Genomic DNA, 21,922 nt, shown 5'->3' on the forward strand with positions numbered 1-21,922 from the left:
TTGTTAGATGCTCTACGTGCCGGCTTACTTCGCTTTCTCGGAAGCAATCGCCTTGTTGATCACTTCTTCGGCACTGCGCAGTACGGTATTCAAATCTTTGTTTTCCACGATGGCCTTTTGCAGCTCTTTCATGAACATGTTCTCGGCCTTAACATTCGTTAATCCCGGTTTGCGGCCAGGCATTGCCGGTCCCACTTTATTAAAGGAGGCTGCTTTTATATTTTTGTCCTTATACATCGGATCGTTTTTCATGAACATTTTTTTGATTTCATCGTTCTTCAGGACCGGAAATACAGCCAGATCCGCAGCGAGCTTGGCCTGCATTTCGTCTGAAGCCAGCCATGCCGCAACCTGAAATGCAGCGTCCTTATGTTTACTGCTGCTCGTTACATAGATATTGCGGTAATCGGATAACCGCCCAATTCCCGGCAGCTCCTTATATGTAGGTATGCTGACGATATCCCACTTGAAGTCCCAATCCATAAAATTCCTGGATACAAACGTCGTCATCGCTGAGTGACCATTTATAAACTCTTTCCAATCCACATCTTTATTAATTGTTGTGGAATCGAATTTCAGACCAGGGAGAGTATAAAACCGCTTCCAGTTTTCGCCGATTTTTTTCCATGCTTCCGTATTCACCGCCGCCTTATCTTCCGTCAAACTGAGAATAGGCTCGCCAAACGGATTCTGGGTGAAAAAGGTTTCCATCCAGCGATCGGAAAATCCGCGATATTGAACGCCTCCTTCGGCTCGGGTCATGAGCTTGGCAAGCTCGTAAACCTCATCCCAAGTCATTCCGTCCTTAGGATAAGGAACGCCGAACTTATCGAACAGATCCTTATTGTAATGCATCATCCCTCCGCTCGTGCCGCTAAGCGGTATCCCTGCAACAATGCCTCCTGTCTCATTCTTCATCATTTCAAATGCCATAGGATCGATGCGCGACGTATCGAAATTGTATTTCTTTATCAGCCCGCTTACATCATAAAGCAAGCCGGTCCTTTGCAGATCCGGAGTAGCTACCCCGCGTCCGACGAACAAATCCGGCATCTCTCCAGAAGCAACCAGCGTATCGATGGTGACACCGCCTGTTCCCGAGCTTGCAACCGCTTTCAATGTGTAATTAGGAAATTTGCTCTTGGCTTGCTGGGCAATATAATCAAATTCGCTCTGTGACATAGACCACATGTAAAAGCTTATTTCGGCAGGCGTATTCACTATCTGCGCTAAGTCTGCCTGTGTCCCCTCTTGCTTATTATCGGCTTGTGTTCCCCCACTTGCACACGCCGTAAGCATCAACGCGACTGCCGAGAAAGCAATGATCATTTTGTTATTCATCGTAGCCCCCTATAAAAACGTTTTTAAAATCCCACCAATGTCTTCTCCTGCTGCTTTAGATTTGCTTTAAATTTCTGAAACATATACGATTAGTTAATTCATACTTAAATTATAGAATCTCTATTTATGAATGTAAATGGATATCGGTTTAACAGATATGGATTATTAGTTGATGATAGTTTATTTGTAAAGATAGCATGTGCACAGCCAATTGGCTGAATTCGAAAGCAAAGTAAAAACCAGCACTATCGACCCGGGAGGCGATAATGCTGGATGAATGGAGAGAATCCGTGTTCTTAACTTGGGATGGTCATCAGCCAGAACGACCAGTCTTTGGGAGGCCGTAAAGCAGTCAAATGCTCCGATACCTCAATCAGCCTCGGAGATGAGTATACCTTTTCCGCTCTTCTGGTAAGCTGGACGGCCAGTCCGTTGATCTCGTTGTCAATATTTTGCCAAGCCCAAGGCGTTTCCTTAGCCAAGTAAGGAGCCAAAAACTGAAACCCAAGCTCAATTCCCCTGCCATCCTCAGTCCGATAACGCCATAAATCGACTCCTAGCACATCGGCGCACCTAGCCAGGCTTACAAAGGCGCTCAATCCATATAATGAGTAAAATAGCGCACGATTTCGTTTCAACTCGCGATGAAGCCCTCCATCCGGTGTGAATTGGACATCGATTTGCCACTTGGCACGTTCCATCATTTGCCGCGCTCTTTCCAAGTTGCCGCTGTAGATGGAAAAAGCCGCCACTTGCGCCGTATACCAGGACCCATGATTATCGGTAGCGCGATACTCTTCTTTGCCTGCAGGACTCTCCAACAACCAGTCGCAATAAGCGGCAAACCATTGCTGTAACGCCTCATTATCGGCCTGTGACCAGCTTATCGATTGCGCCAACAGCTTGACCGAGTCCAGGAGTCCGATTAGCTGGACTCCTTCTATAATGCCGATGGCCATTCCATCATTAACCCCTGGCAGTGAGGCGGCATACTTGAAATTCGGATTCATTCGGGTTTCTGGATTCAGGAACCAAACTCGCAGCAGCTCGGCTGCTTTTGCAGCGTAGGCCCTTGAGCCCGAATAAAAATACGCCAACGCCAAAGTGTTAACCCTGATGCGCATATTGAAATAAGGTCCCAAGTCGTACTCGTTACTGGCTGCCGCCGGATTCGTATACCCGTCGCGACGGATGAATGGCATCCCGTCAGGCGTATCGGGATTGCGCCAAGCGTATTTTCCAATAGCGAAAAAATCATGTTTATCTCCGGATGGGGGGATATTTCCCTTGTTGACTACGGAAGCAGGAGTTTTTTGAAGGTAGGAATCCGCCTCATGGAGTAATGCAGAATAAGCTGGCATCAGGCTCGGTTCATTTGCTTTCACCCTATCACGGATACGAACCAATTCCTCATAGTCAAGTTGAATTAGCGTTGGTGCCGTCGTTTGTTTCATGACTGTTATTTCCTCCTCTTTGGGCGTTTCACTTAGTCGCTTTAAGCGGACCACGATACTGAAGAACCATTAAGGTCTACTCAACCAAGGGCTTAAAAGCAATGACCGTGACGGAATAAGGATCAAGCGACAAGCTGGCCGCTCCCGCTTCATACTGGATTGGATCGATTTGAGCCAGAGCAGGATTCGTATCGGCTGCGCCCGTTCCCTTCAATACCCATCTTTCGATATCGGCGCTATTTGTATAGTTTTGCACGTTCAGTTGGACCGGTACCAGATCGGCGTTCGAGTTAATGAAAAAAACGGACAACTCCCTGCTTGACGGCGAATAGCTGGCAAAGGCGGAAATATCCGTCGCCCCGGTCGTCGATACCATCTGATCTCTTAGAAACTTGTTCCACACTTGAATCGCCTTACCCATAGGCAGCAGATTGCCATTCTCATCGATAGCTGATCTTTCATCCCGCGGATTGTTGTTGAGTCCTTTGCGAGTGACCCAGAAATGGACGTAATCGACTTTGTCATACTGCAATATTTTACCGATCTTCGTTGCGAATAACGCGGCTCGGCTCATATTGTTAGGCATTTGGGCACCCGAAGAATACGTGCTTGTCTCCGTTATCGAAATCTGAATCCGACTCCTGTCTTCCGGCTTGAAATATGTATTGATATGGTTAACGATCGTATTCAGCGGACTGACATTGGCACTCCCGTACAAATGAACAATAACGAAATCAGCTTTGGATGACACGGCAGGCATCACCGTACTATTCCATGTGAAGGAATCATAGACAGGTACGCCTACATGAATTGTGGGATCGACTGCCTTCATTGCCGTGGCGAACTCATTGAACACATCGGCGTACTCCTGAGGACTCCATATGTAGCCGGATTGGGACGAATAGAACGGTTCATTTCCGATTTCCCAATATTTAACACCCCATCCGTTAATGACATTAGCATAACGGACCCATTCCACTGCAGCCTCCTTTAACTGCTCCTTCGTCTTGAACCAATCCGCATCCGTCGCTTTCATCGCATCAAGACCGATAATAACGAATGGCTGTACGCCGGTTTCATTCACAACGGCCATGAACTCATTGAAATCCTGAGTCTCTTTGTACGTTCCATCCGGGTTAATCAGCGCTTTCTCGGCATTAGTCAAAGGACGCTCGGTCGAATAATAGTACGATAGCTGCGGTTGAAGCGCACTGTTGGCTGTTGTCGGATAAGGTGATCCTGTCCACAGGTATCTGTCGCTGGCTTCGCCTTCCCCGAATCGAACCGTCCCCGCACCGAGCGCTTGCAGCGATTGGGAAAGTGTTTGTTGCCGGTTCGGATGATACAAGTCGGAGTCGAACAAATGGTTGGATACGACACCGATAGGCGAATGGCTTACATCGTTGAGTACGGAATACACGTTAACCGTAACGTTCTGATTCGACGGGGGACCCGAACTGTTCTCATCCGGAATTGCCGTCACTTTCACGTTGTCAATGCCGATAGCCCCCCTCCCTGCCGATATGGAAATAAACCGTAGTGAAGCGACACTGCTTGCTTCTGCGACTTGAAACCCTTCGTAATCGACTGTTCCGAGGAGTGTAGTGCCCGTCTGATCATAGGTATAGCCCTTCACCTTCTTCTGGGCAAAATCAACCTCCAGCTTAATCTTGTACCAGTCCCCATCTACATAGGAGCTTGCGGGCATCATATTGGTGGAGACGTTTTGGCCAGCTTCGTTTTTTTGCAGCATTTTGTACACATAGCCGTTAGCGGCCGTACTGTTCTGAACCTGGGTAATGTTTTCGTTCTGGTCGCTAAGCAGCGTCGCGCCGAAATAGTCATGCTTGTAGCTCGGATCCGCGTCCGCTGTCGTCTTCATATCGAATTCAAGATAAGCAAAGCCGCCTTTGAGCTTCGGAAAATTGACTTTTGCATAAGCGGAGCTTGTACCCGAGTCGGTGATAAGGATATATTTATTACTCGGGTTTGACGGATGCGGTTCAAGCGTGACGGTGGTCGTTGCCGGTGCGCTGAACTGCCACCATATGGGCTGTGTTGATGAGGCCGGCATCTCGCTTCTGCTTGCATAAGCATCGAAATTATCTCCATAGACGAGCTCTTCAGTCCCTCCTGTCGCTTCAACAGAAGCTTGATAATGCACGAACACCGCACTTAGCATTACAAAAACAAGCATTACCTTCACAAAGGATTTCTTGATTACACTGGTTGATGGATACACCATAATCCTCCTTTATTCATGGAATAAACGGGAAGAATGTCCCGCATTTGAAACCCCTTTCACTTTTAATGTAAACACAAAGCTGTGACATGTACATAGACGATAAACAAAAAAATATGGAGAATTAATTGATCCTGCATTGGGATTTTTTCTAATCAGATATTAAGCAAACGTCATAGCTGTACACACGCCATAAATTTAAACATTAATCCATAAATATTAAAAATACGTCCATTTACTCTAAGAAATCTAAACATATAATGGGGATATGCTTTTAATTAATTATCCATTCATTATTTGGTATTGTGAAAATGAAGGAAAAGAGGGATAGGATATGACAGCTGAAGCAGCCCATTATCAGCTGCTCGTTTGCGGAGCAACCTTTGCCGGACTAGGCGCAGCATTAGCTGCTAAACTACCCGTCATTGTAGTGGAAAGATCGGCAGGTGTCGGACAGGAGTTTATCGAGACATTTAATCCAGGCAGCTTCGAAGCCATGGATGATCTTCAGTTTAGTCCATTGGAACAATCGCTGCATGCAGAGCTGATTGAAAGGAATTTGATGGAGCCCGAAGGAGGCCCCGTCCATTTGCCAGGCGTTCATTCCGTGCTGTGCAAACGCGTTCAAGACGCCGGCTTGAAGGTGCTTTTTTTAACCGAGATTATTGAAGTAACCGCTACCGGGGAAGGCTTCGAGGTGACACTATACAACGTCTCCGGCTTTCAAACGATACGGGTGGACCGTATTCTAGATACGACCAGCCGCCGATTTTCACAGCCCGACCCATCTTATGCGACGGTTAACCGTAAAATCATAAGAGCGCATTTGTCAGCCGGGATATCTGGTAACGAAACCGCACCAATCGTTCAGCCGTTAGATGAACAGGCACAAATCCTCCCAGGCAGATTTCCTTCAGAACGCATCCTGGCACTTGCCGTGGATGCCCGTGCAGATTGGCCGGCCGCCCGGCACAGCTTGCAGGAATATTGGCGGGCACGTCCTGCCAGCCTTGCCTTATGGACGATTGCAGCCGTTGCCAGTACATTCGGCCTGCAGGTTCCGCAAGGACCGATAGAGCTTGCAGCGCAGTGGATATGGCTTCCATCGGAATCCAGCCCTCACCCATTGCAATCGTTCCGCCAAGGCTACCGGTTTCTTCAGCTTCAGTCGGAGGAGGTCGTTAACGATGGAAATCGCAAGACTGTATAACGGGCAGGCTGTACGTAAGCCATTTACCGGACAGACCAACTTCCAATTTGACTGCATAGTAGTAGGATTGGGAACAGCAGGTGCTGTAGCCGCTATCGCCGCAGCGCAAAAAGGATTGCGGGTGCTAGGAATCGAGAAATTAACCTGCATGGGCGGCACGGGTACAGCGGGGGCCGTTCTGGGCTATTACTTCGGTAATAAGGGCGGACTGTTCGAATCGATAGATGACAGGTCGTTAGCTTTGGAAAAGCAGCATATCTATACACCCTCCCGAGGCATTAACGCCGAGGCCAAAAAGTATGTGCTTGAACAAGAAGCATTGGAAGCCGGAGCCGTTCTTCGTTATGATAGTACAGTGACCGGCGTGCTGCTTGAGGGGATGACGCTGCGGGGTATTGAGTGGTTCTCTCCGGAAGGCAGGTTCACGGCAGGATGCTCTGTTATCATTGATGCGACCGGCGATGCTGATGTATGCGCAATGGCCGGCTGCGAGCTTCGGGGCGGTCGTGATTTTGACAGCCAGGCTCAGCCCTACTCGAATGTTTATGTCTATTTGGATCAAGGCAAGGTCAACTTCCGATATACCGATTCAGGTTATGTAGATCCGAGAGATGCTGCCAGCATATCAGAGGCTGTAGTTTCATCGGCTACCCTGCATACACACTTAAGACCAATCTATGAGGAAGACAACCGGATGCTGCGGATTGCCCCCTTACTCGGGATCAGAGAAGGCCGATTTATAGATGGAGAAGAAACCGTAACGCTGGAGAACTTCCTGAATCAACGTTATTCAAGTGAGCCTGTGTTTTTTGCATACTCGAATGCGGATAACCATAGTAAAGACCTTGCTTTCGAAAGTGAGTTCCAACAGCGCTGGACCGTGGCCTCCAGCATGTGGGGCTACAATTTTACCGTTCCGATTCCACTCGGAGCGCTAATTCCTGAAGGCTATGACGGACTGCTAGTTGCAGGGCGCTGCCTTTCCGTTGATCATGATATGGCCGCATGCGTGCGAATGAAGCGCGATATGCAGAAATGTGGAGAAGCCGCTGCCAATGCTGCGTATTTATCAATACGTTTGCAGCTTCCTTTGAGGGACATCCCCTACTCCGAATTAGCTGCTGCGTTACACGAAACCGGCTGCTTGTCAGCAAAGGATGAGATTCGATTCAAGGAAACGTTATCCGTTCATGACGAAACCAATCCTATTGTTCAATGGCTGGCGAATCCTGAACAAATAAAGCGTGGTTTAGCCGGGAATAAGCCGGGTCTTGCGATATGGTCCTCCTTCCTGTTAAGAGACAGCATTCGAGCACAGCTCACGAAATGGAGTACTTCAATGGAGAATGAGCATCTTCGCAAGCATGCCGCCTTTGCATTGGCCTTGCTTGGGGATGAAGCTGCCTCTCCAGTCCTTAGAGAGATTGTGCGGGAGAAGGATCCGTTTGTACCGAAAACGAGCCGTAAATACAATCAAGTTAGGGGCTATACGGCGATCTTCCTGCTTGGCTTGTTGGCAGATCGTGAGATTGTGCCGGATTTGACTTCAATTCTGATGGATGAGCCCGGACAATGGACGTATGAGGATGAGAATAAAGAGTTTCTGGCGGATAGCCAAGAGCTTTATTTCCAGTATGTTTCCTTCTCGATTATGGCATTAGCAAGAATTGGTGACTCCCATCCGGACTGCCGCCAAGAGATTATGGAAGGCTTTCATACCTTGCTTGGCCGGAGCAGCTTGAATTTATCCGTTACTTTCAAAGGCAGTACAGACATTAAATGTGATATGAACGATAAAATCCGCAAAGTCATTAAGGAGACGCTGCAGAGATGGAATGCGAAAGTTAGTTGAGATGCAAAAACGAAGCCCGGCGTCTTAAATGCAGACAAGTAGACATAAGCCCCGCTTCACGATTTGTGAAGCGGGGTTTGCTAATGTCGACATACATACAGTTGTTGTTTCTCTAAATTTGATGGCCGGCTTACAGTAACTGTGATGCAATGAATGCACGCTTCACGATAGAAACTTTTTAAAGACAGCTTTACTTTTTAAGCTCAGTCTGTTCCTTATTGTAAATAGCTGTCGCCTGCTCAATCCATAGGCTTCCACCCTCGGCCAAGTACTTTTTCTTGAAATCGTCGTACATTTTATCCAGATTACCGCCTTTTGAAACTATGGCAGCGGTCCTGAACTCAATTTCCAAATCATCAAGCACTTTCTTCTTCTCTTTCTCGATCTCCGGCACTCCGAAAATATAAGCATCCGGAATAGGGCTATTAACCGATAGTTCGATCGCTTTGCGAGTCTGCTCATTCATGAGCTGGATTTCCATTCCATCCAAACGCTGACTGATCCCGTTATACGCAAATCCCCCAACGTTCCTTAATTGAACGGCATCATCAAAAGGTTTAATCCATTCAAATTTTCCGTCCTTCCTAGTGTATTGCTGCCCTTCGACACCCGCCCACGTCAGCCGGTCGCCATCTTCACTTATCAAGAAATCAAGTACTTTCATTGCTGATTCCGGATCCTTGGATTTGCTGGATATGTGTGTCCATGGCCCACGGTCCTCACGTACTATGGATTACGCCACGCATTTAAAGCTGCAAGAGGTCAAAAGGTCAAAAAGCTTCTGCTTGAAACGAACTATACCTTAGATGCCATCGCTTCGATGTGCGGTTACGAAAACGGCTCGTACCTTAGCCGAGTATTTCGATCCAAAATGGGGATGAACGCATCGGAATTTCGTAAAAACAATCAAATTTAGACGTCTGTTGAAATAAAAACGTACCCTCAGGTCATTTCGACCCAAGAGTACGCATCAATCACTCCCCAGTGACGTAGAGCGGCTCCTTGATAGGTTTATAAGAAATAAAACTCTGACTTGTCTTTGCCTCGCAAGTTGTATCTGCGATAATGCTGATAATGCGCGTTGTAGAGCTGTCCGTTTTTGGATGGCGAATACGTCAGGAACAGCTGTTTACGGCTGTGATCGGACAGGTTCGGGCCAGACTGGTGCGGTGTGAAGGAGTGGAACAAAATCATGTCTCCCGGATGCGTCTCGACGATCTCCCCTTTGGCCGCATCGATCTCGGCGATCTCCTCTGCGTTCATGTTGCGCAGCTCTCCTGGCGTTGAACGGAGCCGGTCATGGTAGCCTGGAAACAGTTCCAGACCGCCGTTCTCCGAAGTCGCTCCATCAATGGCAACCATCACGGAGATCAACCCTTCGATCGGGAAGCCCTGCCACCAAGCGGCATCTTGATGCATAGTGTAACCGTTTGCACCTGGCAGCTTGAAAATCAGCTTATCCTTAAACAGCAACGGCTCATCTAAATAAATGTCACGCAGCGGGGCCAAAATCCGTTCGTCGCGGACCAGGTCTGCGAACACCGGCGAAATGTCGTGAACAGGATCTAGGCGTTCAATTTTTACTTCGCCATTGGCATACGATTTGTGGCCTGCGCGGATATTGCTTTTCTCCGTATATTGCTCTAATGTCAGCAATCTGTCGCACTCCTCCTGCAGTACCTTGGCATCCTGCTCGGTCAAAGCTCCCCTGATCACCAGGTATCCTTGCTCGTTGTACGTCTGAATGTCCTCGAAGCTCAAAATATTTAGAGATTGTTTCATGGAATTCCCCTCTCATTCACTTTTTTACCATTCTTCTGGAGTGATCACTTCCTTAGAATCAATATTACAAAAGAAGTTGCATCGGTTCCATGCATTGGATTATTATTTTACATATACTTTTTTGCGCATAATGGTCTTTGTAATGGAGGGGTTCCTAATGTCCATCTCATTAGAGCTAATGAGGTATTATTTCAGTCTGGAGAGAGACCAGTTTACGCTCGACGAGGATTGCTATGAAGGGTGGGTATTGCTTGCCGTACAACAGGGAACCTTTGAATTTCATGTGGAGGATGTGTCGGGAGATTGGGAAACTGCAGGCTTTGGTGACGTAATCTTGTGTCCTCCCGGAAAAAGACTGCGGCGGAAAGCGCTCGAACGTATTACGTTTCACTTCTCAGAATGGCGTTTGCCGGAGGGCAGCACTCTTCCTACCGGTAAGCTGCACATCCACGATCTGGCCCGCCTCAGCTCCACCTTCGCATATTTACGCGAATGGCATGAGCAGCGTACCGACAAAGACGTTGCTGATGCACAGCATCTTGTAAGCGATCTCGTCTACATTGCTCGCCGCGAGCGTCTAAACTCAGAGCATCGCGTTGCTTCCAAATCCGATCTGCTCATGAGGGAGGCGGCTACCCACATCGAACGGAACGCAGGGCTTGGTGAGATATCACTACAAATACTGGCGGAGCAGCTTGGCTTGAGCGGGCCGCAGCTGACGAGACGCTTTCAAGCCGCCTACGGAGTCTCACCCGTGCGGTATGCTACCGCTCTGCGCTTAACGAAGGCACGCCGACTGCTTGTGGAAACGGAGGATACGCTCGAGGTCGTTGCCGAGCTATGCGGCTACCAGAATGCGTTTTATTTCAGCCGTGTATTTACGCAGCACATGAAGATGAGCCCTTCTGTATATCGTACGAAGTACCAGATATGATGAGGACTGCTGGAGCTAGGCATATAGTTAACGGTTTAATTCGGCGGCTATACGGCAAAAAAGGACTGTAGAGGGCAGTTACGCCTTCAATCAGTCCCCTAGCTATCTTTATTGATGCTGCCTAACGATTCTCGTCTTTGATATAGATATCACCATCTTTAAGGAGCATCTTTGTTTTTGCATTAGTTTTATATATGTCGTAAGCTATTTCATCCGAACTGAAATTGTAGTCCGGTAGTTCTTTCTTCAAAGCATATGAACCGTCTTTCGTAATTATCTTATCAGGGTGCTTAGAGTCCTCTAACAAAACATCAGGCAGCCTCTCGGAAGAGTCCCCTAAAGTTTGACTCTTAGTTGTAGTAGTACCAACTTGAACGTTAGTTGTAATAGCTTCAGTAAGAACAGCAGCACCGATTGCTAAAACAGCTGCCCCCCAAATAATTGTTTTATTAGCTACCAATTAAAATCCTCCTTTCTTTTAGTTATAATTTCTTTGTGAGTTTGGATGAAGTAAACGAATCACCAGACAAGTAATAGATGCAGACTATGGAATAGGTTAACCAGTGAGTTAGCCAATTACATTAAAGATGCCTTCCGATATGTCCATATCTTGTCCGCCTTATTTGTCGCCGTGACCAAAGTTTTACTCTCGAACCATTACAGCGTAGAACTAATCGGTCTGCACGCGGAAAACTTACGACCCCTCGTGGCCGACTATCAGCATTGCTCATGACCATGGCCTCAAGCCGCCACTACAATTGCTTCGACAAAATATGAACTACATGTTCCAAATGTTTAATCCAGTCCGCGTCCCCATCCCACAACTCATAAAGCTCCCGTTCTCCACCTTTGTTTTCCAGCACCTGCTGAACCAATTGCTTCAACTCAAACAGATCCTCTGTTTCCCAAGCAATCTCCATCAAACCGCTTAATTCTTCGTATTTCGTCTTGCCGTTTTCGATATAGTCGCATACGATTTCTGCCAGAGCAATGGCCGTATTATCGTACAGGAAATCCTCTTCATCCGGATCCTCCGAGAGAAAACCCAACTCTCTGTAATGTGACAGCAGGTCCTTCAACTTAATAGATTTGGAGTCTGCCGCATATTTTATTAGCGCGTCAAGCACATCCAACCCTTCGTCGCTTTCCAGCGCCATTTTCCCCCAAGCTCCCATTACTATCCACGCCTTTCTCTTATTGTTAATCCCTACATCTTACCACATCTTGGAAAACAAATGTAATTGATGATTTCCTCCGGATACCGCTTCAGGACAAGTATAGGAAACATCAAAAAAGAAAAAGCCCATGATATCATGGACTTTTTTCGTTAAGCGAATGATTTATTTTTTTAATTTTTCCTCAATCGCTTTGTTCGCCTTTTCTTCCGTTTCTCGTAAGACTGTATTAACATCTTTCCCCGCTGCCAATTCTTTGGACGCAGCATCAAGCGCCGAACGAACTAAAGCGTCATATTCAGTAAGGGGGTCGTTAATTTTGCGTGTTTTTGACTTAAATATGCCGCTGATGTTTTTTCCTTGGATAAAAGGTACATTTGCGCCATACTGCGTTTGAAAATCTGCTTTGGCTAAAGCGGAAATTTTTCCACTTTTGCTCATTTCTGCTTGCACCTCATCGGAGGTAAAGATAGACATCACTTGAAAAGCCTCATTCTTATATTTGCTTTGCTTATTCAGCATGATCGTATGTGGGGTGATGATGCGGCCAGTACCTATGGCTTCAGAGTAGTTGGGAAGCGAGACGAAATCCCATTGAAATTTATCCGTGATACTTGGATCAACGCTTGCTATCATATCGGGAACCCAGGCGGTCAGCATGGCTATATTCCCGTTCTTAAAGAAATCATTGGTACCATAAGTGAGTTTCTTATCCTCTCCAAGAAATCCTGGAATATCGATCATTTCTTTCATTGTGGTAAGAACTTTTTTCCAATTATCGTTATTAATTGTCGTTTTGTTCGTTGCCGGATTAACGTAAGGTAAAGAAAGTCCATACCCTAAACGGGAAACCGTATCGGGACTGAGTCCAATGTATCTGACCCCGTTTTCTGTTTTGGTTAATTTACGGGCTAACTGGATGATCTCATCCCAGTTCATACCGTCTTTCGGATACGGGACGGCGAATTTATCAAAGATATCTTTATTATACAGAAGCCCTGCGATGTTTTGCGCGACAGGTAAAGCGTACATGGCACCATTTCCACCACTGTAAACTTTAACAGCGTCTATGGCATTAGAATCGAAACGGTTCAAATCTAAGTTGTTGCTCTTAATCAGAGTGCTCAGATCTTCAGGCACATCAAGTTCTCGCCAAAGAGGAGTATTCGCGTCTGTCGTATAGATCAGATCCGGAACGATGCCCGCGGCCACTAGTTCCTCCGGATTGGTGCCTGTCCCTTTACGTACAATATTAAACGAAATGTTAGGATATTTTTTTTGTACAGGCTGTACTATAAATTTGTCGATTTCCTCGTTGCTAATCGCCGCGTGCTGGTAGAGAGTAAGAGTTATCGGTTCGTTTGTAACTTTTGGTTGAACACTCACTACTTTGTCATCCTTTGCACCTGTTCCTTGGCTGCAACCCGCAAGTGCTGTGATCAATACAATGGAAGAAGCAAATCTAATTAATTTCATCTTTTTCCCCTCCTAATTGTGTCACTGACTAAACGAAAACTTAAGTAAGCGGTTACAAAAATCATGATAATTATAGGCTTGTATGAAAGAGTACAAGCCATACTCACTCCCTAATCGATTGCTATCTTTCATATTACTAGCAGGAAATGTGTTTGTCTTTGTGGAAAGCGCTTACCATTTGTCATTTTTTCCAGCAATATTCTGCCCTTTAATTGAACGAAATATGATCGACACGTATCGTCTGTTTGCTTGAGCGAAATTTGCCTGGGGATATACCTGTCGACTTGCGGAACACTTTATTAAAGTAATTCTCATCCGAATACCCGGTACGACGTGCAATTTCACCCAAATTGAGTTTGGTTTGGCGAAGCAGCTCCATCGCTTTTTCTATGCGGATTTTTGTTAAATACTGCATAGCGGTCATGCCGCATGTTGAGTGAAACAATCTCGAGAATTTGTACTTGGAGATACCAAGCGACCAGCTTAGTTCCTCAATGCTGTTGATGACAGCGTAATTCTCATGAATCAGCTTTAGCGCTTTTATAACAGCTTCGGGCCAAGTATCCGGCGAAGCCTGATTATACTTAATGGACTGGTAAACCTCCATTACAAACTGGGCTGCTAATCCCGATGCTTTGTAGCCATTGGTGATGTGCTTTTTGCTCGCTTCTAGGTAAACGTGTTCCAGTGTGCGAATCACCGGCGAATCGGGTGAAAAACGAACCACGGGGCCAGAATGATTTTGAACAGTGGACCAGCATTCCAAGGATTCCGGCCCAATTAAGGTAATAAAGATAAATTCCCAAAATTCGCTGTCTTTAGGAAGGTAATATCGGTGGTCGGTTCCAGTTACGACTAGAAAGGCAGAATGTTGTTCGAGCGGGTATGTTTGGGTCCCGATGCGAATTTCCCCCCTTCCGGCAAGCGTATATTGGAAAATGCATTGATTGTTGGTAGCCCTCTGTAGCCCATCCCAATCGTAGATCCTATTCCGCTTTTCCCAGCCTACATAAACGATTTCAGAAAATGCAGTAGACGGACCGTCTTTGAATTGAAAACCGTAAACGCTCATATCGCATCCCCTTGCAATTTTTTACCTATTCATGATAATTCATTACCATTGAGGTCCATATGAATCTATTATAATATTCAATTTGTACAACACAATACATAATGGAAATCTTTAAACTTCACTGCAATTTTCTCCACTTTATTAAAGTTTTGTAAAACTTGATTGAAGGGATTTGAAGCGAATGATAGCGAAGTTGAAAGTGGGACCTGCATTATCGGTTGTTCTTGTAACTAGTCTGTTGGCGGGTTGCAGCTCAGGCAGCTCGGATTCCGACGCTTCTCCGGTCCCCAGTGCAGGGAAAACCGAAGAACATCATGAACCTGTGACGTTAAAGCTGCACCCGGGCCAAATGATCACACCGGAAGACTTGGAGCTTATGATTAATGAACCGCTCCACCGAAAATATCCTTATATTACCGTTGAGTTGATAGACAGGACCAAAAATGATTTGCAAAATCATGTAGCTTCAGGAAGTCAGTTGGATCTGATCACAACCTGGAACGGCAGCATGTCTGCGGCAATGGACCTGAAAGTATTCGAGGATCTGACGCCGCTGGCGAAAGCAAATAGTTTTGACCTAAGCCGGTTCGACCAGCAAGCGCTCGAAACCATCAAAAACATTTCCAACGACGGGACGCTGTACGGCCTGCCTTACAACCGGCAGTTTAACGCTCTTTACTACAATAAGGACATTTTTGATAAATTCGGAGTCGAATATCCGAAGGACGGCATGACCTGGGAAGATGTGATCCAGCTGTCCAAAAAGTTAACAAGGACGGAAAACGGCGTTGCTTATCGTGGACTGGATCCAGAAAGCATTCAAAGAATGAGTTTTCCTTTGTCCTTAAATATAGTGGACGCCAATACCCATAAAACAACCATAAGCGCTAACTACGAAACTTATAAAAAGCTGTTTGAATTGGGCAAGGACGTATACGCTTTACCAGAGAACAAACCGCCTAAATGGGGAACCAGCACATATGACTCTTTTATCAAAGACAAAACCGTCGCCATGACCGCAACCGTCAATATGTTCCCTTACATCGCGCAAGTCCCCGAATACAATTGGGATGTTGTCCAGTATCCGAGCTACAAGGATAAACCTAATGTTGCCGGGATGTACGACTTACATATCATGTCTATCAGCAAAACAAGCCAACACAAAGAAGAGGCGATGAAAGTACTCGAAGTTCTGTTCTCGGATGAAGTGCAAATGATCGCTACGAAAAAGACCGGTCGCATTTCGCTGCTGAACGATCCGAAATTCCAGCAGGCTTACGGTGCGGATATGCCTATTTTGAAAGGAAAACATCTGGAGGGGATCTTCAAGAGTAAGCCTGCGTCTGCGCCAAGGCTATCCATCTACTATTCCAAAGCTGTAAGTATTCTGGAAAGTCACTTCAGGCAATATGTTGACGGAGCAAAAGATACGAATACGGCGCTTCGTGAAGCCGAGGAGGAAATTAATAATTACGTTCGTTCGCAAACCGGAAGCTAATCGAGCGCGACTACCCGCGCTTCCTATCCTCGGGAACATTTCCCGGGGATTTTTTCTAGTTTAAGTATGAATCTCGAACCTTGTGAGAATCTTTGTGAAAATAAAAAAGCTTAGAAGGACCGAATGAGGTCCTGATCTAAGCGCACTAATGCTATTAATGAATGTAGGAGTCGTTGGTTACCCAGGCCCCTCCTTCGTCGGTACTCCTGTAGAACATCGTTGCCGATCGAAGGGCCCCTTCTACCGCAGCTTCTACAGTAGAAAAGCGGTTTTCCTCGGAAAACTCCGGGTCAGCCTGGTCCGCTCCCCGATAATAGTGGCTGAGCTCAAAAAAGTAATTGTCCATCCGGTTTCTTAGAATTCGAATTCCAATTTGTTTACCGTCAATGCGACCTTTAAACGATGAGACGATTTCGTGCACCGCTTGGATATCCGCATGAATATGCTCAAGCTTTGATAAATCGAACATTAAGGTTTCCCTCCTCTTTCGCTGCCATAATCAGCTTACATTATTCCTTCATCTATAAGCTTTTATACTTTAGAGACCGCCTCTAGCGCCCCATTATCAGGTTGCCAACTGCATCCCTCATGGATCACTCTTGCGCCAAACGTTCGAAAAACGAGCGTAGCGGGCTGTTCTGTCCAGAAAGAGATTGAAAACGTTGCTGTATCGCGCGAAAATCAGTGTTGTCGCTTATTTGATCGATGCCGCCGAACCGAAAGTCGGCAAGTTTGCGCAGCGTAGGGTTTTCGACCTTACTCATTAATGCTTTCGCAAATCGGTCGCCGCCGATTACTGTAAACGGTCGTTCGAAGAAAAGCTTCGTCTCCTCCTCAAGCGAATCGGTCAGCTGCAATTCGTTATGCATCCGTGAGACAATCCGATAAGCATGCGCCAACGCTTGCTCACGTTCTTTCCACTCTTTTGCATGTTGTCCCGCTATCAGGTGGGGCATCATTTCGGGCGCACAAGCGAGCTGTCGAAAAGCCGTGCCGAACCATTTGGGATAAGGGGCGTAACGCCGCTCTATTAGGAAACATAAATACATGATATCTCGTATTAAACGGGATGCGATTAGTCCTGACCCAAGCTCATCTCCCACGAAGCCTGCTCGCGGCATCAAATGCTCTTCTTGTCCGATCCGGTTCCATACTGATGCCATGAGGAACAGCCATACATCCTGCGGATAAAAACGCAGCCCTTCCCGAGCGACCGTCAACTCGCCGATATCGTCCCGGTAGACGGCTCCGCTGGTTAGCTCCGCCAATGTCTGCGAAGGGATCGTCAGCCAGTCAATCAGATCCAAACCTTCGAACTTTCCGATGAGTTTGATACCGAGTCGACTGCCCAAATAAGCGGGTACGGTTGTAACGATCGTTTTTCCGATATCGACAGAATAACCTAAAAACGACGCTGGAGCTTCGTGTTGAAGAGCTGCAACAATAGCTTCCCGCTGTGATATGTCGGACTCACGTATAAAGATCAGCACACGTGGTCCCCAGTCGTGGTCTCGGGACATCGGTGTATCAAATCCAAGCACTTCGCTGCCGGGACCGATTAGCGCAGAAGCGAACGAAAGCGCCGGCATCCTCGAAGAAAGACGTGGCTCGATATAATTTTCATGGAAACAGCGGCTTAACTGGACTCCAGGAATATGGTCATTCATGGATGAGTCTCCTCTCTAATAGAGGCTGACATCAAGCGAACAGGTCGGAGAGCATGCCCCTGTACACACCCTTGCCAGCCAAATGGATCCTGGTTATACTACAATGCTACAAATTATTCTAAAACGTTATACACTAAAGACAAAGCAAAAGTTTTGAATATCTCCTATTCCCCATTAATTCACCCCATTAACTCAATAAAAAAGGCAGTTGATTGTGCTAACCGGCCTCCATGTTATCATGTTGAACTATCGTACCCGCATTGTTTGGTACACATACCATTTCAGGGGTTGTACGGAATCCGCGGTCCTCATATACATCGGATAATTAGGAATATTTTGTATCCTTGTACCATATGTTGAATTGCAATCTCTTTCAAATCCTTGAGGAGGCAATAAACATGGAAACTGTCCGGTTTATTATGATAGGTGTCGGTGGCATGGGTAGAGAGCATATACGTCGGCTATTACAAATACCCGAAGCAGAAATCGTTGGACTCGCGGATCCGTCTGCAGCGGCGGTAGAAGAAACGAAGAAGCGTTTTCCTGGATTGGCGGATGTCCCCGTGTATGCGGATTATCAGGAAGCGATTGAGCGGGCGAACGCCAATGCGGCTGTAATCGTCTCGCCGCACAGCATGCATTTTGACCAAGGAATGGCCTGCTTGAACGGAGGACTGCACGTATTGATGGAGAAGCCGTTCGTAGCCGGATCCAAAAATGCAGAGCGCATTATCGAACATGCGGAAACAGTGAACAAGCATCTTGCTGTCGCCTACCAACGTCACTTGGCTGGCCCGTATATATACATTCGAAACCTTATCCAGAGTGGAGAATTAGGAAAAATCAATTATATATGCGCCTATCAGGCACAGAGCTGGCTCATGGGCACAACGGGTACTTGGAGGCAAAATCCGGCTCTCTCCTGCGGAGGTCAATTAAACGATTCGGGCAGCCATTTGCTCGATATTGTTTTGTGGGCGACAGCTCTTGAACCGGAAAGCGTGTCTGCTTTTATTCACAACCGCGGATCTCAAGTGGATATTGACTCGGCTGTAACCGTCCGCTTCCGGGAAGGCGCTATTGCTACATTTAACATCGTCGGAAGCGCTAGCATCAGCTGGTGTGAAGATGTCTCCTTTCACGGGGAGAAAGGGACCGTCTTATATCGCAACAATCGAATTTTGGTCGCTAAGGAAGGACAAAGAGAAGCCGTCGAGGTGCCTGCTAACGAGCTGCCGGCGTCCAGTGATCCCAACCGGGATTTTGTTGATCTGCTCCTTGGTAAAGTCACCGAAGCGGCTGCACCGGCGAGCTGCGGTTTAAACATCGCGCGTTTGACTGAAGCAGCTTGGGAAAGTGCGGCCAATGGTAGTCAAATAGTCCGGATTTAAATCCGGATGTATACAAACCCTCAAAACACATCATGCTCTGATGTGTTAGAGGGTTTTCATTTTGAGCATTTGTCTTGTTTATTTGGCCAAGTACTGGTATAAAGCGATGTTACCATTCAGCTTTCATACGTTCCCGAAAAAAACCACCATTAGGACCGTGTTCATCGAGTGTAGCTAGCCAAACGGCAGTATCTGCTCCTTCTGCGACAGTTAGGGGAGCATCTGCCCCTCCCATATCTGTCTGTACACTGCCAGGACAAGCCGCATTCACTTTTATACCCTTGTCTGCCACATCGTGTGCTACTAAACAGGTTAATGCATTGATCATCGTTTTTGAGATGCGATAAGCGGATGAGCTTCCCTTTAAATCTAGCAAGCCTTGATGAACTTGAAAAGCTCCCAATCCCGACGATACATTAACAATTCGTCCATAATGATGTTCAATCATCAATGGTACGACAGCCTGAATTAGATTCAGAACTCCAAAGTAATTGGTCTCAAATGTTTTTTTCATTACGCTTTCCTTAACGTTTAAGATGGAAGTTCCTCTATCGAGAATGACCCCTGCATTATTCACAAGGATATCAAGACGGCCGTATTTTTCTTTCACACGCTTCTTCATTTGGAGAATGCTGTCGTGACTACTCACATCTACTACTTCTAACTCAACCGACACCCCGCTCTTGCTCAATTGTTCTACCGCATTTCTTCCCTTATCTTCATTCCGGCATCCGATCAATACGTTTATGCCTTTCAAGGAAAGCTGGCGAGCGATTTCCATTCCGATTCCTCGGTTCCCTCCAGTAACTAATGCAATTCGTGGGTTAACTTTATTCATGTTGGTTCCTCCGTTCGGCTGATCAATTGTTTCCACCTAAATAAACTTTCTTCTAATTGAGACTCGGCTTTGCGTAAAAGCTCGATTTGACTTTTCATTTCAGCTAATTTTCTTTCACCGATTTCTATAGCATTAGGGAGGCATTGTTGTTTCTCTCCGTTTTGGAATAAGCAGTCAAAGAAATCCATGATTTCTGTCGCCGTGAGTCCAAGGCTAAAGTAAAGTTGGATAAATTGGACTTTTTCAATATCTGATTCAGCATAATCCCGATACCCATTCTCCAGACGAGTGGGAATTAATAATTTCCTCTCTTCGTAATATCTCAAAGAACGCATACTCACGCCTGTCCTTTTTGACAGCTCACTAATATGTATAATGATCACTCCCATATTGATTTTATAGTCATTCTAAACCATCACATCATGTGAAGGTCAATAGTAGTGTGGTTATGAATCCTTATATCTGATAACGCTCCCAGCAATAAAGTCATACAAAGTACGTCTATTCTTATTTATTAACGGGCTTATCAAATAAATAAATCCCAGACCATAAACAATGGAAAATAATGAATAAATGACAGTATCCGAATACCCGGTTGGGATGACGATATGCCATATGGTAAAATGGGCAAGCTCCCATGGGAAGAATTTCACGGCAGAGCGCAAAAGAGAGTTTCCAAGTCCGATGGATTGACCTCGCATGTCCGCAACCAGAATTCCCACTTTTCGTTTTCCCCATGTCGCTTGAGATTTCGACCCCTCACTTATTGCAAAATAAAGAAATACAGGCAGCGTTATCAATACAAATCCTGTGATCTCTGCTGACAAAGGGCTTGCCGTAAATAGAGGAATGAGTAACGGGTTGAATAAAAAAGATACTCCGGTCAGCATGAAGAGATAACCCAGAATAATAAGGTAATCCCATAAAAAGGCGTATAAGCGGGTGCTGACCGATACACTTTTTAGATGTTCATGGCTTCGTACCATTTTAGCCTCCAGACCTCATCTCTGTTGTTAAACTAATCCTTCCTCTGTCCAACTATACTGGATTCATAACTAATCAGTTGTCATTTTGCACGTTGAACTTTAAAGATTTTGACCAAAAATACATTCCCATACCGAATAAAGTCATGATACCGCCTAAGAACTGAAACAAGGATATGGTTTCTCCTAATAATAAGTACGCAAGAATAATGGCAAGTACAGGTTCTCCAATAATACCGACGGAGACCGTTGTTGCTCCAATTGATTTTAATAATAGATTAAATATATACTGTCCGAATATAGTCGGGATGACTGCAAGCAGCAAAAAGTAAGTCCAGTCGGATGAATGGTATTCAATGAAAGAGTAATGATTTATCAGATTATAGATGAGCATAACGGTGCCGCCAATTAAAAAAACGAAGATGCTGTACACATTTGCATCGATTTTACGGCTTACTTTCTGTCCCGCCAACAGATAGGCAGAAACGAAAAGTGTGCCTAGTAACGATAAACCGTCTCCAATCAGCGCTTCTTTCGAAACCCCTATGTCTCCCCAGGCTATAAGGATTGACCCCAATAGAGCAACGATCAAGCAAAAAACGGTGAGCAGACTGACTTGTGCCTTGAACAAAAAGTAGGAACCGATCATTACAAATAGCGGCTGTAACGACAAGATGACCATCGAGCTTGCAACTGAGGTATACACTAATGATTCCATCCAGAATAAAAAGTGCAGCCCCAGAAAAAGACCGGCTAAAAGAACGGTACTCCAATCTTTTATATCCATCTTTAAAGAGCGTAGCATCTTCCAAGGTACAAAAGCGAGCATGATGATAACCGAAATAAACAATCTGTACATTCCGGCCACGGAAGTAGGTGTATCTGAAAATTTTATCATGATGGAAGACATAGAAACGGACAATATACTGATACATAACAAAATAAACGGATGAGAAAGTATAGACGCCTTATTTAATTTAGCCATCGTTCCTCCAAGCGGTTATACA

The 21,922-nt window shown here is 45.9% G+C and carries 21 protein-coding genes; 6 read left to right on the forward strand and 15 right to left on the reverse strand.

Translation table 11 applies throughout. The annotated features are described in order from the left end of the window. Window positions 1-24: 24 nt before the first annotated feature. From ACFQ88_RS07410 to ACFQ88_RS07420, 3 genes are all read right to left on the reverse strand, one after another. On the reverse strand, window positions 25-1,341 hold the full coding sequence (locus ACFQ88_RS07410; protein ID WP_379453439.1) for an ABC transporter substrate-binding protein: 1,317 nt from the start codon (window positions 1,339-1,341) through the stop codon (window positions 25-27). A gap of 296 nt (window positions 1,342-1,637) precedes the next feature. After that, complete coding sequence (locus ACFQ88_RS07415; protein WP_379453441.1) at window positions 1,638-2,795, reverse strand: alginate lyase family protein; 1,158 nt, start codon at window positions 2,793-2,795, stop codon at window positions 1,638-1,640. Between the two features lie 76 nt (window positions 2,796-2,871). After that, window positions 2,872-5,037 (reverse strand): hypothetical protein, encoded by a 2,166-nt coding sequence (locus ACFQ88_RS07420; protein WP_379453443.1) that lies wholly within the window; start codon window positions 5,035-5,037, stop codon window positions 2,872-2,874. A 334-nt stretch (window positions 5,038-5,371) separates the two neighbouring features. On the opposite strand from ACFQ88_RS07420, the gene ACFQ88_RS07425 reads away from it, so the two are divergent. Both ACFQ88_RS07425 and ACFQ88_RS07430 read left to right on the forward strand, forming a co-directional pair. After that, window positions 5,372-6,247, forward strand: coding sequence for a hypothetical protein (locus ACFQ88_RS07425; protein ID WP_379453445.1), 876 nt, complete (start codon window positions 5,372-5,374; stop codon window positions 6,245-6,247). Further along, window positions 6,225-8,099, forward strand: coding sequence for an FAD-dependent oxidoreductase (locus ACFQ88_RS07430; protein ID WP_379453447.1), 1,875 nt, complete (start codon window positions 6,225-6,227; stop codon window positions 8,097-8,099). The genes ACFQ88_RS07425 and ACFQ88_RS07430 overlap by 23 nt, the downstream gene beginning before the upstream one ends. Before the next feature lie 190 nt (window positions 8,100-8,289). On the opposite strand, the gene ACFQ88_RS07435 is transcribed toward ACFQ88_RS07430, so the two are convergent. Beyond that, window positions 8,290-8,763, reverse strand: a complete 474-nt coding sequence (locus ACFQ88_RS07435; RefSeq protein ID WP_379453449.1) for a type 2 periplasmic-binding domain-containing protein — start codon at window positions 8,761-8,763, stop codon at window positions 8,290-8,292. Between the two features lie 33 nt (window positions 8,764-8,796). Between ACFQ88_RS07435 and ACFQ88_RS07440 the strand changes: the two genes are divergently transcribed. Beyond that, window positions 8,797-9,015, forward strand: coding sequence for a helix-turn-helix domain-containing protein (locus ACFQ88_RS07440; RefSeq protein WP_379453451.1), 219 nt, complete (start codon window positions 8,797-8,799; stop codon window positions 9,013-9,015). A gap of 95 nt (window positions 9,016-9,110) precedes the next feature. Here ACFQ88_RS07440 and ACFQ88_RS07445 read toward each other — a convergent pair whose 3' ends face one another. After that, a complete protein-coding gene (locus ACFQ88_RS07445) occupies window positions 9,111-9,881 on the reverse strand; it encodes a phytanoyl-CoA dioxygenase family protein (RefSeq protein ID WP_379453453.1) in 771 nt (256 codons plus the stop codon). Between the two features lie 157 nt (window positions 9,882-10,038). On the opposite strand from ACFQ88_RS07445, the gene ACFQ88_RS07450 reads away from it, so the two are divergent. Further along, window positions 10,039-10,815: a helix-turn-helix domain-containing protein gene (locus tag ACFQ88_RS07450; RefSeq protein ID WP_379453455.1), complete on the forward strand. Its 777-nt coding sequence runs from the start codon at window positions 10,039-10,041 to the stop codon at window positions 10,813-10,815. 121 nt (window positions 10,816-10,936) lie between these two features. On the opposite strand, the gene ACFQ88_RS07455 is transcribed toward ACFQ88_RS07450, so the two are convergent. The 4 genes from ACFQ88_RS07455 to ACFQ88_RS07470 form a co-directional block, all read right to left on the reverse strand. After that, window positions 10,937-11,275 carry a hypothetical protein gene (locus ACFQ88_RS07455; protein WP_239625126.1) on the reverse strand — a complete coding sequence of 113 codons (339 nt, stop codon included), beginning with the start codon at window positions 11,273-11,275 and terminating at the stop codon, window positions 10,937-10,939. A 292-nt stretch (window positions 11,276-11,567) separates the two neighbouring features. Then, window positions 11,568-11,990, reverse strand: a complete 423-nt coding sequence (locus ACFQ88_RS07460) for a DUF4259 domain-containing protein (protein WP_379453457.1) — start codon at window positions 11,988-11,990, stop codon at window positions 11,568-11,570. Window positions 11,991-12,155: 165 nt separating this feature from the next. Next, window positions 12,156-13,466, reverse strand: a complete 1,311-nt coding sequence (locus ACFQ88_RS07465; protein WP_379453459.1) for an extracellular solute-binding protein — start codon at window positions 13,464-13,466, stop codon at window positions 12,156-12,158. A 208-nt stretch (window positions 13,467-13,674) separates the two neighbouring features. Next, window positions 13,675-14,538, reverse strand: a complete 864-nt coding sequence (locus ACFQ88_RS07470) for a helix-turn-helix domain-containing protein (RefSeq protein ID WP_379453461.1) — start codon at window positions 14,536-14,538, stop codon at window positions 13,675-13,677. Between the two features lie 181 nt (window positions 14,539-14,719). On the opposite strand from ACFQ88_RS07470, the gene ACFQ88_RS07475 reads away from it, so the two are divergent. Beyond that, a complete protein-coding gene (locus ACFQ88_RS07475; RefSeq protein ID WP_379453463.1) occupies window positions 14,720-16,036 on the forward strand; it encodes an ABC transporter substrate-binding protein in 1,317 nt (438 codons plus the stop codon). A 154-nt stretch (window positions 16,037-16,190) separates the two neighbouring features. Here ACFQ88_RS07475 and ACFQ88_RS07480 read toward each other — a convergent pair whose 3' ends face one another. Together ACFQ88_RS07480 and ACFQ88_RS07485 are read right to left on the reverse strand one after the other, a co-directional pair. Further along, complete coding sequence (locus ACFQ88_RS07480) at window positions 16,191-16,505, reverse strand: hypothetical protein (RefSeq protein WP_379453465.1); 315 nt, start codon at window positions 16,503-16,505, stop codon at window positions 16,191-16,193. A gap of 124 nt (window positions 16,506-16,629) precedes the next feature. After that, window positions 16,630-17,703 (reverse strand): DUF4037 domain-containing protein, encoded by a 1,074-nt coding sequence (locus tag ACFQ88_RS07485; RefSeq protein WP_379453467.1) that lies wholly within the window; start codon window positions 17,701-17,703, stop codon window positions 16,630-16,632. A gap of 398 nt (window positions 17,704-18,101) precedes the next feature. Between ACFQ88_RS07485 and ACFQ88_RS07490 the strand changes: the two genes are divergently transcribed. Next, on the forward strand, window positions 18,102-19,094 hold the full coding sequence (locus ACFQ88_RS07490; protein ID WP_379453469.1) for a Gfo/Idh/MocA family protein: 993 nt from the start codon (window positions 18,102-18,104) through the stop codon (window positions 19,092-19,094). 109 nt (window positions 19,095-19,203) lie between these two features. Here ACFQ88_RS07490 and ACFQ88_RS07495 read toward each other — a convergent pair whose 3' ends face one another. The 4 genes from ACFQ88_RS07495 to ACFQ88_RS07510 all read right to left on the reverse strand — a co-directional run bounded on the left by ACFQ88_RS07495 (window position 19,204) and on the right by ACFQ88_RS07510 (window position 21,900). Then, window positions 19,204-19,932, reverse strand: coding sequence for an SDR family oxidoreductase (locus ACFQ88_RS07495; RefSeq protein ID WP_379453471.1), 729 nt, complete (start codon window positions 19,930-19,932; stop codon window positions 19,204-19,206). Then, the gene (locus ACFQ88_RS07500) at window positions 19,929-20,321 is read right to left on the reverse strand and encodes a MerR family transcriptional regulator (protein ID WP_379453473.1); all 393 of its coding nucleotides are present in this window, start codon (window positions 20,319-20,321) and stop codon (window positions 19,929-19,931) included. Before ACFQ88_RS07500 ends, ACFQ88_RS07495 begins: the two co-directional genes overlap by 4 nt. 57 nt (window positions 20,322-20,378) lie before the next feature. Beyond that, entirely contained in the window at window positions 20,379-20,918 is a 540-nt protein-coding gene (locus ACFQ88_RS07505; RefSeq protein WP_379453475.1) for an RDD family protein, read from the reverse strand. Between the two features lie 73 nt (window positions 20,919-20,991). Further along, window positions 20,992-21,900 carry a DMT family transporter gene (locus ACFQ88_RS07510; RefSeq protein WP_379453477.1) on the reverse strand — a complete coding sequence of 303 codons (909 nt, stop codon included), beginning with the start codon at window positions 21,898-21,900 and terminating at the stop codon, window positions 20,992-20,994. Window positions 21,901-21,922 lie beyond the last annotated feature (22 nt).

Source organism: Paenibacillus sp. NPDC056579, assembly GCF_042793215.1.
GTDB lineage: Bacteria > Bacillota > Bacilli > Paenibacillales > NBRC-103111 > Paenibacillus_S.